At 42.1% G+C, this 14,851-nt stretch carries 16 protein-coding genes; 15 read left to right on the top strand and 1 reads right to left on the bottom strand.

Annotation, left to right across the window (positions count from 1 at the left end):
- Window positions 1-7 precede the first annotated feature (7 nt).
- The 10 genes from ACWPWY_RS09160 to ACWPWY_RS09115 all read left to right on the top strand — a co-directional run bounded on the left by ACWPWY_RS09160 (window position 8) and on the right by ACWPWY_RS09115 (window position 7,617).
- A complete protein-coding gene (locus tag ACWPWY_RS09160) occupies window positions 8-1,489 on the top strand; it encodes an AMP-binding protein (RefSeq protein WP_454191407.1) in 1,482 nt (493 codons plus the stop codon).
- Window positions 1,486-2,637, top strand: a complete 1,152-nt coding sequence (locus tag ACWPWY_RS09155) for a thiolase family protein (protein ID WP_454191406.1) — start codon at window positions 1,486-1,488, stop codon at window positions 2,635-2,637. Before ACWPWY_RS09160 ends, ACWPWY_RS09155 begins: the two co-directional genes overlap by 4 nt.
- On the top strand, window positions 2,634-3,014 hold the full coding sequence (locus tag ACWPWY_RS09150) for an FAS1-like dehydratase domain-containing protein (protein ID WP_454191405.1): 381 nt from the start codon (window positions 2,634-2,636) through the stop codon (window positions 3,012-3,014). Before ACWPWY_RS09155 ends, ACWPWY_RS09150 begins: the two co-directional genes overlap by 4 nt.
- Window positions 3,011-3,352: a MaoC family dehydratase gene (locus ACWPWY_RS09145; RefSeq protein ID WP_454191404.1), complete on the top strand. Its 342-nt coding sequence runs from the start codon at window positions 3,011-3,013 to the stop codon at window positions 3,350-3,352. Before ACWPWY_RS09150 ends, ACWPWY_RS09145 begins: the two co-directional genes overlap by 4 nt.
- Window positions 3,352-4,173 (top strand): SDR family NAD(P)-dependent oxidoreductase, encoded by an 822-nt coding sequence (locus ACWPWY_RS09140; protein ID WP_454191403.1) that lies wholly within the window; start codon window positions 3,352-3,354, stop codon window positions 4,171-4,173. The genes ACWPWY_RS09145 and ACWPWY_RS09140 overlap by 1 nt, the downstream gene beginning before the upstream one ends.
- Window positions 4,174-4,974 (top strand): energy-coupling factor transporter ATPase, encoded by an 801-nt coding sequence (locus ACWPWY_RS09135; RefSeq protein WP_454191402.1) that lies wholly within the window; start codon window positions 4,174-4,176, stop codon window positions 4,972-4,974.
- On the top strand, window positions 4,959-5,819 hold the full coding sequence (locus ACWPWY_RS09130) for an ATP-binding cassette domain-containing protein (RefSeq protein WP_454191401.1): 861 nt from the start codon (window positions 4,959-4,961) through the stop codon (window positions 5,817-5,819). The genes ACWPWY_RS09135 and ACWPWY_RS09130 overlap by 16 nt, the downstream gene beginning before the upstream one ends.
- Complete coding sequence (locus ACWPWY_RS09125; RefSeq protein ID WP_454191400.1) at window positions 5,809-6,612, top strand: energy-coupling factor transporter transmembrane component T family protein; 804 nt, start codon at window positions 5,809-5,811, stop codon at window positions 6,610-6,612. The genes ACWPWY_RS09130 and ACWPWY_RS09125 overlap by 11 nt, the downstream gene beginning before the upstream one ends.
- Before the next feature lies 1 nt (window position 6,613).
- Entirely contained in the window at window positions 6,614-6,937 is a 324-nt protein-coding gene (locus tag ACWPWY_RS09120; RefSeq protein WP_454191399.1) for a CHY zinc finger protein, read from the top strand.
- 215 nt (window positions 6,938-7,152) lie between these two features.
- Complete coding sequence (locus ACWPWY_RS09115; protein WP_454191398.1) at window positions 7,153-7,617, top strand: GNAT family N-acetyltransferase; 465 nt, start codon at window positions 7,153-7,155, stop codon at window positions 7,615-7,617.
- A gap of 112 nt (window positions 7,618-7,729) precedes the next feature.
- Here the strand turns inward: ACWPWY_RS09115 and ACWPWY_RS09110 are convergent, their stop codons facing one another.
- Entirely contained in the window at window positions 7,730-9,151 is a 1,422-nt protein-coding gene (locus tag ACWPWY_RS09110) for an N-acetylmuramoyl-L-alanine amidase (RefSeq protein WP_454191396.1), read from the bottom strand.
- 213 nt (window positions 9,152-9,364) lie between these two features.
- Between ACWPWY_RS09110 and ACWPWY_RS09105 the strand changes: the two genes are divergently transcribed.
- The 5 genes from ACWPWY_RS09105 to larB all read left to right on the top strand — a co-directional run bounded on the left by ACWPWY_RS09105 (window position 9,365) and on the right by larB (window position 14,851).
- Entirely contained in the window at window positions 9,365-10,252 is an 888-nt protein-coding gene (locus tag ACWPWY_RS09105) for a fructose bisphosphate aldolase (protein WP_454191395.1), read from the top strand.
- A gap of 169 nt (window positions 10,253-10,421) precedes the next feature.
- A complete protein-coding gene (locus ACWPWY_RS09100) occupies window positions 10,422-11,630 on the top strand; it encodes an MFS transporter (protein ID WP_454191394.1) in 1,209 nt (402 codons plus the stop codon).
- A 296-nt stretch (window positions 11,631-11,926) separates the two neighbouring features.
- Window positions 11,927-13,195, top strand: a complete 1,269-nt coding sequence (locus tag ACWPWY_RS09095) for a lactate racemase domain-containing protein (protein WP_454191393.1) — start codon at window positions 11,927-11,929, stop codon at window positions 13,193-13,195.
- Between the two features lie 15 nt (window positions 13,196-13,210).
- Window positions 13,211-14,059: an ATP-dependent sacrificial sulfur transferase LarE gene (larE, locus tag ACWPWY_RS09090; protein ID WP_454191391.1), complete on the top strand. Its 849-nt coding sequence runs from the start codon at window positions 13,211-13,213 to the stop codon at window positions 14,057-14,059.
- Between the two features lie 45 nt (window positions 14,060-14,104).
- Window positions 14,105-14,851 (top strand): nickel pincer cofactor biosynthesis protein LarB, encoded by a 747-nt coding sequence (gene larB, locus ACWPWY_RS09085; protein WP_454191390.1) that lies wholly within the window; start codon window positions 14,105-14,107, stop codon window positions 14,849-14,851.

The following is a 14,851-nucleotide window of genomic DNA, read 5'->3' as shown; positions in this document are numbered from 1 at the left end:
GATGAAATTGAATATAGTAAAGCCGATATTGCGACATGCAGCGGTTCAGCCAGATAAAATTGCTTTATCTCATAATGGATCTAGTCTTTCTTACTCTGAATTAGTAACCAGGATCAAAAAAGTCGCCCATGGTTTCAAACAGAAGGGTCTCTATCATGATAAGATTGCCATTTTATCTACGAATCGCACCCAGTTTGTGGAAGTTTTTCTTGCAGCCATCTTTGCAGGCTGCGTGCCTATACCTCTAGATCCAAAATGGAGTCAGGCAGAGGTTAATGCCATTTTACAGCGATGTGATCCTCGTATAATTTTTACGGAGAATGCATATGCGAACAAACTGATTAGGTGGGATAACGAGATTCAGCTATTCACCATTGCTTCCGAAGAAGAGGGCTCGTATTACGATTGGATCGAATCTTTCGAGCCAACAGCCGAAGTGGATGAAACGAACGAATTATTATTTATCGGTTTCACATCAGGTACAACAGGAGTGCCCAAGGGGTATATGCGTACTCATTTGTCTTGGATGAAAAGCTTTGAAGCAACAAATGAAGCCTTCAAGTTTCACAACATGGAACATATTATGGCACCAGGTCCCTTCGTTCACTCTTTGTCGTTATTTGCTTTATTACAGAGTCTCGTAAGTGGGGCGACATTTCATATCGTAGAACATTTTGTTCCTAAGAAGGTACTGGAACTATGCGAACGTAATCCTGACATGATTTTATTTGTTGTTCCTACGATGATTGAATCGATGATGAAGGAAGCTACTCCAGGCAGGGCACATATGCAAGCCCTGATCAGTTCGGGAGGAAAATGGTCCGAAGCATCCAAGCAAAGGGCCAAGGAGATCTTTGGTGGAGCAAAGCTTTACGAATTTTATGGTTCTTCTGAAGCGAGCTATATCAGTTATATTGATGTATATGCAGAAAATAAACCGAATTCGGTTGGGAAATCATTTCAAGGCGTAGAAATCTCGATTCGCGATGAACATTTTAAAGAGGTACCTGAGGGACAGATCGGACAGCTATATATTCGAAGTGACATGATGTTTTCAGGGTATTACGGATTACCTAACGAAACGGCAAATATCTTCCGTGAAGGATGGCTTATGCTTGGAGACTATGTATCGAAGGATGAGGATGGATATTTGCATTTGGCCGGTCGTGCTAAAAATATGATCGTATCGGGAGGCCTGAATGTTTTTGCTGAGGAAGTCGAGTCCGTTATGAAGCTTATTCCGGCGATCAAAGAAGTAATGGTACTTGGGCTGCCGGATGACTATTGGGGAGAACAAGTGACAGCACTTGTACAATGGAGTGGAGAAGAAAACCTATCCATAGAAGAAATAAAAAATCATTGCCGCAGGTACTTAGCCAGTTACAAAGCCCCGAAACAACTCATTACAGTGGATCAATTCATCTATACTAGCAGCGGAAAGGTCGCTCGCCATGCGATGAAAGAATACATGAAAGAAGTGATGATATGAGAGAGGCTGTCGTTGTCATGGCAAAACGTACACCGATCGGTAAAATGGGCGGGATTTTTAGTGAGCTGGAACCGGAGTCCTTATTAGCACCGCTTATTGAGCATATCGTATCTGCGACAAACTTGCAGGGGGACCACATTGATGACGTTATTATTGGCAATGTGGTAGGACCAGGAGGTAATATTGCACGAGTAGCTGCACTCGAAGCGGGGCTTCCTGTCACGGTACCTGGAGTCACCATTGATCGGCAGTGCGGTTCCGGTTTAGAGGCGATTAATATTGCAGCGAGGCTAGTTCAGAGTGGTGCGGGTGAAGTGTATTTAGCAGGCGGGGTCGAAAGTACAAGCCGTGCTCCATGGAAAATGACCAAGCCGCAAACCTTAATGGGCGTACCGCAGCTATATACGCGGGCCTCTTTCACTCCAAGTGCATACGGCGACCCAGATATGGGCGTTGCTGCGGAGAATGTAGCTGAAAAGTATGAGATATCGAGAGAAGAACAAGATGAGTATGCTTTGAAGAGCCATCAAAAAGCAATACATTCACAGCAATGGGGAAGATTTGATGAGGAGATTGTTCCTATTCAGTCGAATGGAGCATGGATGGATACGGACGAATGTCCAAGAGCCAATACGAGTTTTGCGAAATTGCAGAAATTACCGCCTATCTTTCGGGATCAAGGTACGGTTACTGCTGGTAACGCATGTCCAATCAATGATGGTGCTGCACTGGTTCTTATCATGTCCCGTGATAAATGTACTGAGCTCAAATTACAGCCTATCTTACGTTTTGTGGATGCGCAGGCGGCAGGGGTAGATCCACATTACTTAGGGATCGGGCCGGTTCCTGCTGTCCAAAAATTGTTAAGCCGTCAGCAGCTGACAGTGGAGGATATAGATCTCGTTGAATTCAATGAAGCTTTTGCTTCACAAGTATTGGCCTCATTAAAAGAGCTTCAGATTCCAGAGGATAAGGTCAATCGTGGTGGTGGTGCGCTGGCGATCGGTCATCCTTACGGTGCATCCGGCGCTATTTTAATGACGCGATTATGTGCTGAAATGCTGCGAGAACCTTACAAACGCGGGCTTGCTACACTTGGTATTGGCGGAGGAATTGGTCTTGCGACCTTAGTGGAGGCGGTGGAATGAATATGCTTCAGAAGCGGATTTATGTATCTGCGAAGTCGATAACTCAGTATGCGAAGAGCATCGAATTCCCCGTGCCAACATCAAGTGGTGAGTTGATTGCCCCAGCCACAATGCCGATTATTTTTTGGAGTGAATTTGATATTCCATGGCTTCCTATGAACGAACCTCTAATTCATGGATCACAGCAATTTAGCTACGAGGCTCCAATTACGGCGGGTATGACTCTGGATTGTGAATTATCGTTACAAAAAGTAGAAAAAAAAGCAGGACGGCATGGGAATTTGACCTTGTATACTCATAGCCTCGTGTGTACCAGTAAGAACAAACTTATCGTTACAGCAGAAACGGTATTAATCTCCGTAGGTGATGGAATATGAAAAAGCAAATCACAACTGCTCTTGTTCAGCAGTATGCTGCTTCTTCTAAAGATACGGCTGCCATTCATTTGAATGCGGAAGCTGCAGCCAGGGCTGGGTATAAACGACCTATTGTACACGGAATGTACATCATGGGTATTGCACAGTCCTTGTATTTAGCGGAACATCCAGCTCAATGGATCAAAACCTGCAACATGAAATTTATCAATCCACTATTAACAGATGCGGTAGCAAGTTTTCATTTTGAAGTTTGCGTAGATCAAATTGACATAACTGTTACAGCAGAAACTGGCGAAGTCATTGCGAAGGGCACTTTTTCAGTGGAAGAGAGGTTCTAATGGGTAAAACAGCTTTAATTACTGGATCGAGCAGGGGCATTGGAAGAAGTGTTGCTCTTCAGCTTGGATTAAGCGGTTATCAAGTCGTTATCAATGGTACCAAGCAAAGTCTCATAGATGAAGTGGTAAGAGAAGTTCAGAGCTCAGGAGGCGTGGCTACTGGATACTGTGCTAACGTCGCTGACCCATTAGCAGTTACTGCGATGGTAGACCATGTTGCAGAAAAGTATGGCAGGATAGATGTATTGATTCACTCTGCTGGTAACTTACATGACCAAAAGTGTATACGCATGACGGATCATGAGTGGAACTCGGTTATCGATGTTCATTTACATGGTGCTTTCTATTGCACTCAGCGAGTATTGCCTTATATGACTCCATATGGAGGCGATATTCTGTTCATGACATCGACTGCCGGGTTATCTGGTTCTGTAGGACAGTTGAATTATAGTGCAGCAAAAGCCGGAATGCTCGGCATGGTGTGGACTTTAGCTGCAGAGCTTGCGCGCTATCAGATTCGTGTAAATGGTATTTCGCCTGCCGCATTAACGGATATGACTAGACCTGTAATTGAGCATATAAAAGAAAAGTGCGCTAGGCGCAAAGATTCATTTCCTGATTTCTGGAAAATCGGTGAACCGGATGATGTCGCGAAATTCGTAGCCGCATTGCTGGCACAGCCTGATCAGGATATAACTGGTGAGATATTTGGAGTAAATGGTTCAACGGTGACTCGATGGCAAAAACCTGCGCCTGTCTTTTCTGAAGAAGGAATAGACAGATTTTTCGCAGCTTGGTATCGGCAGAAGGGAACGAAATAGATGCTTATCTTTGATCATGTACATTTTTATTATCAACAAGAACATCCGATCTTGGATGATTTGAGCTTTACAATTGAGCCTGGTGAATTCGTCGCGATGGTTGGAGCCAATGGCTGTGGAAAATCTACGGTAGCTAAGCTCATGGATGGACTGCTCTTGCCGAAGCAGGGACATGTGACATTCGGCAATCTGGAGACTTCAAATCCGGAGGATCTTGTAAGTATTCATGAGCAAATCGGGATTGTCTTTCAAAACCCGGAAGATCAGTTTATCACCACAACGGTGCTGGATGAGATCCTGTTTGGACTTCAGAATATTCGGGTGCCTAGAGAAGAAATGGATCAGCGTGTGGAGGAAGCTTTACATATGGTTCATATGGAGGACTATAAAGAGGCGATGCCGCACCTCCTGTCTGGAGGACAAAAACAGCGCGTTGCCATTGCAGCTATATTAGCGATGCGTCCACAAATTATCATTTTTGACGAAGCAACATCCATGCTTGATCCGGAGGGAAGAGAGCAAGTGATGAAGATCATGAAGGAGCTGCACCGTCAGGGCATGACGATTATTCATATCACCCATCATATGGATGAGGTACTATTTGCCAAGCGGTTGCTGCTTTTACATGAAGGCCGAATTAAATTTGATGGGGAACCTGCGACTTTTTTTGAAACTGTTAATGTAACCGATTATCAGTTGGATAAGCCTTTTTCTGTCCGACTACATCAAAATCTTCATTTAAATACACCACTTACAGCAGATTGGAAGGAGATGATCCGTTCGGAATGGAATGCGAACTAATAGATGTAGCTGTGGACTATGACGGACGGTTGGCTCTAAGACAGATCAGCTGCACTTTGCATGGAGGAAAATGGATCTCCGTCATCGGACCGACAGGGGCCGGTAAATCTACCTTTGTCAAAGTATTAAAGGGGCTCATTCCTACGATTCATGGACAATATCGGATTGATAAAAAGACGGTTCCGACCGATTCCAAAGGAAGGATGAAAGTCATACCTGAAATCGGTTTTGTTTTTCAGTACCCGGAACATCAAATTTTTGAAACGACAGTTTATAAAGAGCTTGCTTTTGCACCAAAGATACAGGGCTATTCGGCGGAGCAGATTGACGAGGCTATAGAAAATATACTTCCACAGGTTGGGCTTTCTAAAGACTTATTGACCTATGCACCTTTTCAATTAAGTGGAGGACAAAAACGACGGCTTGCCATTGCTTCTGTATTGCTTATGAACCCAAAACTGCTTATTTTAGATGAACCAACAGCAGGACTTGACCCTTTAAGCCGAGTTGCTCTACTCAAGATGCTGAAAGAATGGCAGCAAAAAAATAACCGCACGATTATTTTTGTTTCCCATCATATCGATGATGTTGCCGAATATTCGGATGAAGTCATGGTATTTAAGGCAGGATTACTCATAGGTCATGAAGAGGCGAACACTCTATTTTTGAAAAAGCCAGAATTATTAAGACAAGCGGGTTTATCATTACCAGAGCATTTAGAGTTCCTGCAGTTCATGGAACAATTGTACGGACAAACGATCGAAGTGAAAAGCTGTAAGGAACGGGATGTTTTTGATCAAATATTGCCTATTTGGCATGCAAGGGGTTTTACGAATGGCGAATAGCTTATTACTAGGCGAATATAGGGAACGAGAATCGATTCTTCATCAGTTGGATCCTCGAACAAAGATACTTAGTGTATTCATTATTATGCTTAGTTTCATGATGCTGAAAACGTTTGTCAGCTATGTGGTAGCTACCCTGTTTGTTATAGGTGTTCTACGTTTATCAAACATCCCGCTTCGCATCGTTTTGAAAAGTTTAAAACCTGTTTTATTTATATTAGCTTTCACTTTTTTCTTTCATACGCTGACAACGGAAGGTACAATTATTTGGTCTTATTCCTTTATAAGTGTGACCGTAGAGGGTTTGCAAAATGGAATGCGGTTTGTGATGCGAATTGGTTTACTGATTTTACTTGCCTCGATCTTAACATTAACTACCAAACCTTTAACATTAGCTCAAGGACTTGAAAGGCTTCTCGCACCGTTATCCAAACTAAATGTACCGATAGAACAATTTTCGCTAATGATTGTCATCGCGATCCGTTTTGTTCCCACCATCATGCAAGAACTGGATCGGATTCTTCTTGCTCAGAAGGCAAGAGGGTATGATATTTCGTCTCTACGCTGGACAAAACGTATATTTTCGTATATTCCCATTCTCATTCCCTTGCTTTTCACAACGGTAAAACGTGCGGAACAACTTACGTATGCGATTGATGCTAGAGCGTATGGCAATGGCAAGGGAAGAACCGCATATAGACAGCTTGAAATGAAGCGGCTGGATTATATAGCCTCTGCTATCGCACTTTTATTTTCATTGGTACTGTTATTGTTTAAGATCGGGGGGATCTGAAATGAACGTCTATGGGGCTGTGTTGGATAGTGCAACGCGTTGTATTCATTATCATTCGGCGAAAGATATTATTGCAATTAAGTTTGCATGCTGCAACCGATATTATCCATGCTATAAGTGCCATGAGGAACATGCTGATCACGCCATTCAGCGCTGGCCGCAGGAGCAGTTCGATGAACTCGCCATCCTATGCGGAAATTGCCACACTCAATTGTCAATCAGAGAGTATATGAATACGGATAGCTGTCCACATTGCGAGGCTCTGTTTAATGAAGGATGTGCTACCCATTATTACATATATTTTGAAGAAAGAAACCGCCCGTGAGGGTATGGTTTCTTTTTTTAATTCCGCTACTGAACACGATGATAGAACTATTACCCGTCTTTTTTATGATAGTATGGATTGCTTCGCGAAAGAATCTGCATTCATCATCTATTTAATGGTATTCTACATATGATGATAAATACATAATAAATTATGAAATGAAACATTATTAATGATGTAGTTTTAGAAATAGCAACAAGACAGGGGGAGAATATATGGTTACATTACATCCGATGAACCAAGCAGAGTTTCAGCAGTACATACGTTATGCCATTAAAGACTATGCAAAGGATAAGATTCTTTCGGGTAATTGGTCGGAAGAAGAAGCGATGGATCGCTCTGAGGAAGAACTTTCCAGGCTGTTGCCAAAAGGTGAGAAAACCGAGTGTAATCATTTGTACTCCATCTTCGATAACGAGCAGCTACTCGGAATAATATGGATTGCACCGGAGTCATCAACAAATTATAAAGAAGGCTTTATCTATGATTTTGTGATATGGGAGCAATTTCAAGGACAGGGATACGGCACACAAGCCATGAAAGAAATCGAAGTAAAAGCAAAAGAACTAGGGATGAAGAAAATTCGGCTTCACGTGTTTGGTCACAACCAAGTGGCTCGAGGATTATATGAAAAGATGGGATATGAGATTACAAATATCAAGATGGTTAAGTCCATTTGAATTCTGAATAAATAGACCGCTGACATAAGTGTCAACGGTCTATTTATTCAGAACTAAGATCAATAATTTTATGTCATACAAATGTGAATATGCAGATGAGTGAACTTATTTTCTAAATACCCAAATATTCTTTAATCCCCTCTACAATTGCTTGTGCTGCTTTATCTTGTACCGCTTCTGTGAAGAGCGCTTCTTCTTCTGCTAGGTTACTTAGGAACCCAATCTCCAGCAGAGCAGAGGCCATCGTTGTTTCTCTAATGACTTGCCAATTCCCTTCTTTTACACCGCGGTCTTTAAACCCGAGTGCCTTCACTAGATGCTTGTGAATGTCACTTGCTAAATCCTTACTGCTGCTTCGCTGATAATAATACGTTTCGGTCCCGCTAGCTTGGGGGGAGGCTAGGACACTATTTCCATGAATCGATATAAATATATCTGCCTTTAACGCATTCGCTAAGGCGACTCGTTCAGTCCGGGTGGGATATACATCTTCATCACGAGTCATGACGACATGGATCTCCGGTTCATTTTGTAAGAGAGCTTCTACTTTTAACGACAAAGCTAAATTGAAATCCTTTTCATGTTTGTTAGTAATACCAATTGTACCTGGATCGCTGCCGCCATGACCGGGATCGATAACAACGGTTTTACGTCCCAAATTGTCAACCGGTGGAACAGGAATAGGAACAGAAGTATTGTTTTCATCCGCTTCCGTTACATCGACAACGAGTGTATTTGAATCCATTTCCGTTTGAAACTCAAAAGGAATTTCATTTTCGGCAACGATAACGATTCGAACAACTTCCGGATCACGACTGAATAAGGAATATCTCACCTCGGAAACACTTGAGTATCCGCTAACATCTAGTTTACCTATCGTACCAATGCTTAAAGGTTGTGAGAAAGAACTTGAGAAAGTCGCGTTCGGGATATCGACCACAATACGTTGAGGATTAGCGAGAGTAGATATCGAAGGTTTTACTTCCCCATCTAAAGAAACGACTAGTTGGTTATCTGCAAAATACATATCATTCACATGTTTGACAGACTCCTCGTCTGTTTCTCCCTCACTCTCATTTGAACCAGCTACAGGGATACTGCTTGTAAGAGTAACTACTTTTTTCTTATTATCCCATTTCACAGCAAGCCCCATATTTTCACTTACAAAACGAAGGGGCACAACGACCGTTTTATTCAGATTTCTCGGTGATACCTCTAGTAGGGATGGCATGTCATTGATTAAAGCTTCTTTTTTATTCACAGTGAGCGTTAAGGTATCCGTACTATTCTGGATTTTGATGCGTTTTATCTTTTGATCCCAGGTTACTTTAAAATTCATATTCTCTGCAACGACACGAATCGGAATCATTACTGAATTATTTATGATGCTCACTTGTGCATTAGAAGGCAATTTAATTTCTTTACCATCAAGTATAATCTTGGCTTTAGGCGGATTACTGGAAGCATGCCCGATGTTTGGAAAAATACTGCATACGAATAAACTGAAAAGAAATAATATGATTGTTTTTTTCATTGCGCACCCCAATGTTTGATTAAGATTCTTTTTATATGGACAATATTCAACATTTTACCATAATTATCCTGCTTTATTTGCATTACAAAATCTTCACCTTTTTTCGTGGTGAATGTTTGGAAATTGCTGAGTTACGTTATAGGAATAGTAGAGTCAACAAATTGGAGTCATATCATTTTAATTTAGTGCAGTAAGAGAAAGGGGTATTTTAAGATGAATCAAGAACAAGTAAAACGAATGGGATCAGGTAAAGGATTTATTGCAGCGCTAGACCAAAGCGGAGGCAGTACTCCAAAAGCCTTGCTACAATACGGAGTAAAAGAAAATGAGTATAGCAATGAAGAAGAGATGTACACACTAGTTCACGAGATGAGAACACGAATCATAAAGAGTCCGGCTTTTTCTTCAGAATATATTTTAGGAGCGATCTTGTTTGAAAATACAATGGATCGTAAAATAGATGGGAAATTTACGGGAGAGTACTTGTGGCAGGAGAAAGGTATTGTTCCATTTCTCAAGATCGATAAAGGATTGGCTGAGGAGAAAAATGGAGTTCAGCTCATGAAACCTATGCCTGAACTAGATCGTTTGCTTGATCGAGCAAATGAAAAAGGGATTTTTGGTACGAAGATGCGTTCCGTGATTAAAGAAGCGAATAAAGAAGCAATTCAAGAGGTTGTAGAGCAGCAATTCGAAGTTGCCAAGCAAATCTTAGCAAAAGGACTCATGCCGATTATCGAACCTGAAGTAGATATATATAGTAAAGATAAACAACAATCAGAAGAAATTTTGAAAGATGAATTACTTAAGCATCTGTCTACACTTGATGAGAATGTAAAAGTAATGCTGAAACTATCCTTGCCAAGCGAAGATAATTATTATAAAGAGTTAGTCAACCATTCTCACGTTCTTCGAGTAGTGGCTTTATCTGGGGGATACGAACGAGAAGAAGCGAATGAGAAATTGGCACGCAACCATGGTGTAATTGCGAGTTTCTCACGTGCCTTAGCGGAAAGTCTGATTGCAGATCAAACAGATCAAGACTTCAATAAACTGTTAACGAGTTCCGTAGAAACGATCTATAAAGCTTCTTTAACATAGGAAAATCAGGACATCATCTCGGGTGACTATTCATTAATAACTTTACAGTTTCGAATAATGAAAGCAAGCGCTTGGATACTTATCCAAGCGTTTTTTGTCTGCCTTCGTAATAGGAAAAATGATAGTATAGAGAAAGAGACAGAAAATTTTCAGAAAATAGGAGAGAATTATGCAAACTTCGTTTTCAACACATCCTAAAGCTACAAAAAAGAAAGAGCGTTTTCCCGTTGCACTCATTTGTCTGACGCTGGGTGCTTTTGCGATCGGTATGACTGAATTTGTGATTATGGGTATTCTACCCAATGTCGCAAACGATCTGAGTGTTACTATTCCACAGGCGGGACAGTTAATTACCGGATATGCTCTTGGTGTCGCGATCGGTGCACCTGTACTTACAATTCTCACCAATCGGATTCCCCAAAAACCGTTGCTTTGTATTTTAATGGCTATCTTTATCCTAGGTAACTTCATTGGAGCAATAGCGCCTACATATGAACTATTAATGGGTTCACGCCTGTTAACAGCTCTAGCTCACGGTACGTTCCTTGGTACAGGCTCACTCATTGCAACTCAATTGGTGCGACCTGAGAAGCGAGCCGGCGCCGTATCCATGGTATTAGCAGGATTGACCATCTCTAACATCATTGGTGTTCCTTTTGGCACAATGATTGGTCAAAATATGGGCTGGCGTGCTTCATTTATAGCGATTACCATTATGGGAATATTCTCACTCATTGGCATTATCTTGTTAATACCAAAAATAGAGCAAACAACGGAGAATAGCCTGTCCAAAGAAGTCCGTAGTCTTTTCCAGCCACAAGTACTGCTTGTGCTTGCTACGGGGGCATTTGGAGCGTGTAGTATGTTCACCGTCTTTACTTACATAACGCCATTAATGACGGATATTACTGGTTTTCAGGAACACAGTGTAACCTGGATTCTAGTAATGTACGGAGTGGGAGTCACGCTTGGTAATATTGTGGGCGGGCGGCTTGCAGATTGGAAGCTCATGCCCTCTTTGATTGCTATATTCAGTGTCTTGACGGCGCTGTTATTTATTCTATCGGGGGTGCTGCATTACCCAGTTCTTGCGCTGATTTGTGTCTTTTTATGGGGAGCAGCGGCATTTGCTATTTTGCCGGGTATACAGCTTCGCATCATGAATTTGGCACATGAAGCCCCAAGACTCGCTGCAACCTCGAGTCACTCCGCTCTCAATCTAGGGAATGCTTCTGGAGCATTTATCGGAGGACTCATTATTACTCATGCCGGTCTTGCGTATATTCCGCTGGCAGGTGGATTGATGGCGGCTTTGGGGATTTGCGGAGCCGTATTAAGCTATTATCAGGTTGAAAAAAGAAAAAGAGTTGTTACTTAAACAATGCGACTCTAGAAGAAAAAAAACAACAATGAACTGCACCCCAATTGTTAGACGTAACCTAACAATTGGGGTGCTTTTTTATGGGATTATTCCTTTATTACATTGCGTTTTTCGCGCTCTCCTTAGCTGCGATCAATTCTGAACGGGGACATCAAGGAAATATAGTGGTATTATACAGGAAATTCATTTATTTAGTAAAAACACTAGAATATAGATGTAAGTAGGAATATGGAACATAAAATATTATTTTAGGCAGGAAAAAACAGGTAGCTAAAAAAGGAGAGAAGTGCAGTATGGGGATTTTACAAGAGCTTTTAAAAGATATTCCCGTTCCCAAAATGGCCAAAGTAAAAGTGGATTTTGAAGACAATCAGATAATAGACTTGGGAACAGAACTCAGAAAGAAGCTGGATCGAGAAAAAATTCGAAGCAGGATTCAGCCAGGAATGGAAATTGCGATCGCCGTTGGCAGCAGAGGACTCGACAGACTTTTGGAGATCACTGCTGTGACTGTGAAATTTCTGCAAGATGCTGGTGCTAAGCCCTTCATCGTGCCAAGTATGGGCAGCCATGGCGGTGCTACAGCTGAGGGCCAACGTGAAGTTCTGGCGCATCTTGGGGTAACCGAAGAAAGTGTGAATTGTGAGATTCGCTCCTCCATGGAAGTTGTTCAGCTTGGAGAGCTGCCTAATGGGTTACCTGTATATATAGATCAATATGCAGCAAATGCTGACGGAATCGTAGTTATTAACCGTATCAAGCCCCATACTGCTTTTAGAGGTCCTGTTGAAAGCGGAATCATGAAGATGATTAGTATTGGTCTAGGTAAGCAAAAAGGTGCTGAAGCTTGTCATCAGCTGGGATTTAAATATATGGCCGAGAATGTGCCCGCCATGGCGAAGATGATTATGGAGGAGAAACCAGTTTTGTTTGGTGTAGCAACCGTGGAAAATGCATTTGATAAAGTAGCTGTCATCGAGACGCTCACGCCAGATGAGATTGAAGGGAAAGAAGCAGGATTACAGATGAAAGCTAAAGAAATGTTGCCTAAACTGTTCTTTGATCAATTAGAAGTGCTGGTCATTGATCAGATCGGTAAAAACATAAGCGGTGATGGTATGGACCCCAACATTACAGGCCGATATCCTACGCCTTACGCTTATGGAGGACCTGATGTGAATAAGATGGTGGTCCTCGATCTGACTCCGCAAACGGAAGGAAATGCGAATGGGGTAGGTACAGCAGATTTCACAACCCAAAGACTCGTAGACAAGATGGACCTCGAAACGACTTATGCGAACGGATTAACATCCACCGTCGTTGCACCGACCAAAATTGCTACGACGTTACCTAATGATCGTGAAACGATTCAAGCAGCGATTAAAACAAGCAATATTCTAGATTTTCATCAAGTGAAAATGGTTCGTATCCAAAATACACTCGTGCTTAATGAGATCGAAGTATCGGAGGCATTAATAGAAGCGGTGAAACAGCACCCTCAGATGGAATTGATTTCGGATCTATATGATATACCTTTTGATAGTGAAGGAAACTTATTTTGATGCAGGAGGAGAAAAATGACGAATCGATTTGAACTTACAGGGAAATCAGAGAGATCAACCGTGCTTGAAAATAAATATAACAAATTGCAAACGATCCTTCTGGAAATGAAATCAGTCGTCGTCGCCTTCTCCGGCGGGGTTGACAGCACCTTTCTTCTTAAGGCTGCTGTCGATACCTTAGGAGCTGACCATGTCTTGGCGGTTACAGCAGACTCAGAGACCTATCCATCGAGTGAATTGGAAGAAGCCAAGGAACTGGCAGCGTGGATTGGCGTAAACCATCAGGTAATTGAAACATCGGAACTTGCCATTCCGGGTTATGCGGAAAACGATAAGAACCGCTGTTATTTTTGCAAAAGCAGCTTGTTTGACCATCTAATTCCTGTACTTGAACAAATGTCATTCCAGAATATTGTATACGGTGTCATCGCCGACGATATGAACGAATATCGACCGGGAATGCAAGCGGCAAAAGAAAGAGGAATCCGGGGTCCCCTGCTTGAAGCAGAACTGTACAAACAAGAAATTAGAGAACTTTCTAAAGAACGTAATTTGCCTACATGGGATAAGCCTTCCTTTGCATGTCTATCATCTAGAATTGCTTATGGGGAGCACATTACGAATGAAAAACTTAAAAAAGTAGAACGAGCAGAGGCTTACTTAAAGTCACTCGGAATCCGACAAGTTCGCGTTCGGACACATCAGGAAATTGCGAGAATCGAAGTGGAACCGCAAGATATGAAGATTGTATTAGAGCATCATCCTGTTATCGTACAAGAACTTCAAAAGTACGGGTATAAGTACGTTACGTTGGATTTGCTTGGTTACCACAGCGGAAGTATGAATAAAGTTCTTTCTATGTAGTAAGAAGGGAAGTTGAGCGGGAAACGAAGTAAAGAGGTGTAAAAGATGCTGGAAAACATACTAAATCAAGTGAAAAATGGAGAACTGAGTGTGGCCGAAGCTCAAGAACAATTAGCTGCTTTTGAAGATTTGGGCTTCGCAAAGGTCGATCATCATCGAAAAAAACGTCAAGGGTTCCCCGAAATTGTCTATGGTGAAGGCAAAACATCGGAACACATTATTTCTATTGCCGAGTCTTTACGTTCGCAGAACAATCAAGTACTCGTCACGAGAGTTTCCCTGGAGAAGGCGGAAGAAGTTCGAAACGTTATGCCTGATTTCATATATAACGATGTCGCTAGAATTCTATATTACAAAAAGAAAGAGACCCATAATAACATTCCCGGTTATATTGCCGTGATTGCTGCAGGCACTTCGGATATTCGTGTAGCGGAAGAAGCAGCCGTTACGGCGGAAGTTCTCGGAAGCAGTGTACACCGGATTTATGATGTTGGTGTAGCAGGCATACATCGGTTACTCCATCATGCGGAAGAAATCCAGAATGCGGTTGTTTCGGTTGTTGTGGCAGGAATGGAAGGAGCTCTGCCCAGTGTGGTAGGCGGTTTAGTTGCTCATCCCGTCATCGCTGTCCCAACAAGTATCGGTTATGGAGCGAACTTCAACGGTTTGTCTGCACTGCTTACTATGTTAAATTCTTGTGCCTCCGGCATCAGTGTTGTAAATATTGATAACGGATTTGGCGGCGGGTATAATGCTGCACTCATTCATAAGCTGATACAAAAGGAGTTGTAA

The sequence above is a fragment of the Paenibacillus sp. Marseille-Q7038 genome, assembly GCF_965111595.1.
This window is presented reverse-complemented; position numbering and strand designations above follow the sequence as displayed.

Excerpts from the sequence above, each read along its gene's own strand:
- ACWPWY_RS09155 (WP_454191406.1), top strand. The coding sequence starts at position 1,486 with ATGAGAGAGGCTGTCGTTGTCATGGCAAAACGTACACCGATCGGTAAA.
- ACWPWY_RS09150 (WP_454191405.1), top strand. The coding sequence starts at position 2,634 with ATGAATATGCTTCAGAAGCGGATTTATGTATCTGCGAAGTCGATAACT.
- ACWPWY_RS09145 (WP_454191404.1), top strand. The coding sequence starts at position 3,011 with ATGAAAAAGCAAATCACAACTGCTCTTGTTCAGCAGTATGCTGCTTCT.
- ACWPWY_RS09140 (WP_454191403.1), top strand. The coding sequence starts at position 3,352 with ATGGGTAAAACAGCTTTAATTACTGGATCGAGCAGGGGCATTGGAAGA.
- ACWPWY_RS09135 (WP_454191402.1), top strand. The coding sequence starts at position 4,174 with ATGCTTATCTTTGATCATGTACATTTTTATTATCAACAAGAACATCCG.
- ACWPWY_RS09130 (WP_454191401.1), top strand. The coding sequence starts at position 4,959 with ATGGAATGCGAACTAATAGATGTAGCTGTGGACTATGACGGACGGTTG.
- ACWPWY_RS09125 (WP_454191400.1), top strand. The coding sequence starts at position 5,809 with ATGGCGAATAGCTTATTACTAGGCGAATATAGGGAACGAGAATCGATT.
- ACWPWY_RS09120 (WP_454191399.1), top strand. The coding sequence starts at position 6,614 with ATGAACGTCTATGGGGCTGTGTTGGATAGTGCAACGCGTTGTATTCAT.
- ACWPWY_RS09115 (WP_454191398.1), top strand. The coding sequence starts at position 7,153 with ATGGTTACATTACATCCGATGAACCAAGCAGAGTTTCAGCAGTACATA.
- ACWPWY_RS09110 (WP_454191396.1), bottom strand. The coding sequence starts at position 9,151 with ATGAAAAAAACAATCATATTATTTCTTTTCAGTTTATTCGTATGCAGT.
- ACWPWY_RS09105 (WP_454191395.1), top strand. The coding sequence starts at position 9,365 with ATGAATCAAGAACAAGTAAAACGAATGGGATCAGGTAAAGGATTTATT.
- ACWPWY_RS09100 (WP_454191394.1), top strand. The coding sequence starts at position 10,422 with ATGCAAACTTCGTTTTCAACACATCCTAAAGCTACAAAAAAGAAAGAG.
- ACWPWY_RS09095 (WP_454191393.1), top strand. The coding sequence starts at position 11,927 with ATGGGGATTTTACAAGAGCTTTTAAAAGATATTCCCGTTCCCAAAATG.
- larE (WP_454191391.1), top strand. The coding sequence starts at position 13,211 with ATGACGAATCGATTTGAACTTACAGGGAAATCAGAGAGATCAACCGTG.
- larB (WP_454191390.1), top strand. The coding sequence starts at position 14,105 with ATGCTGGAAAACATACTAAATCAAGTGAAAAATGGAGAACTGAGTGTG.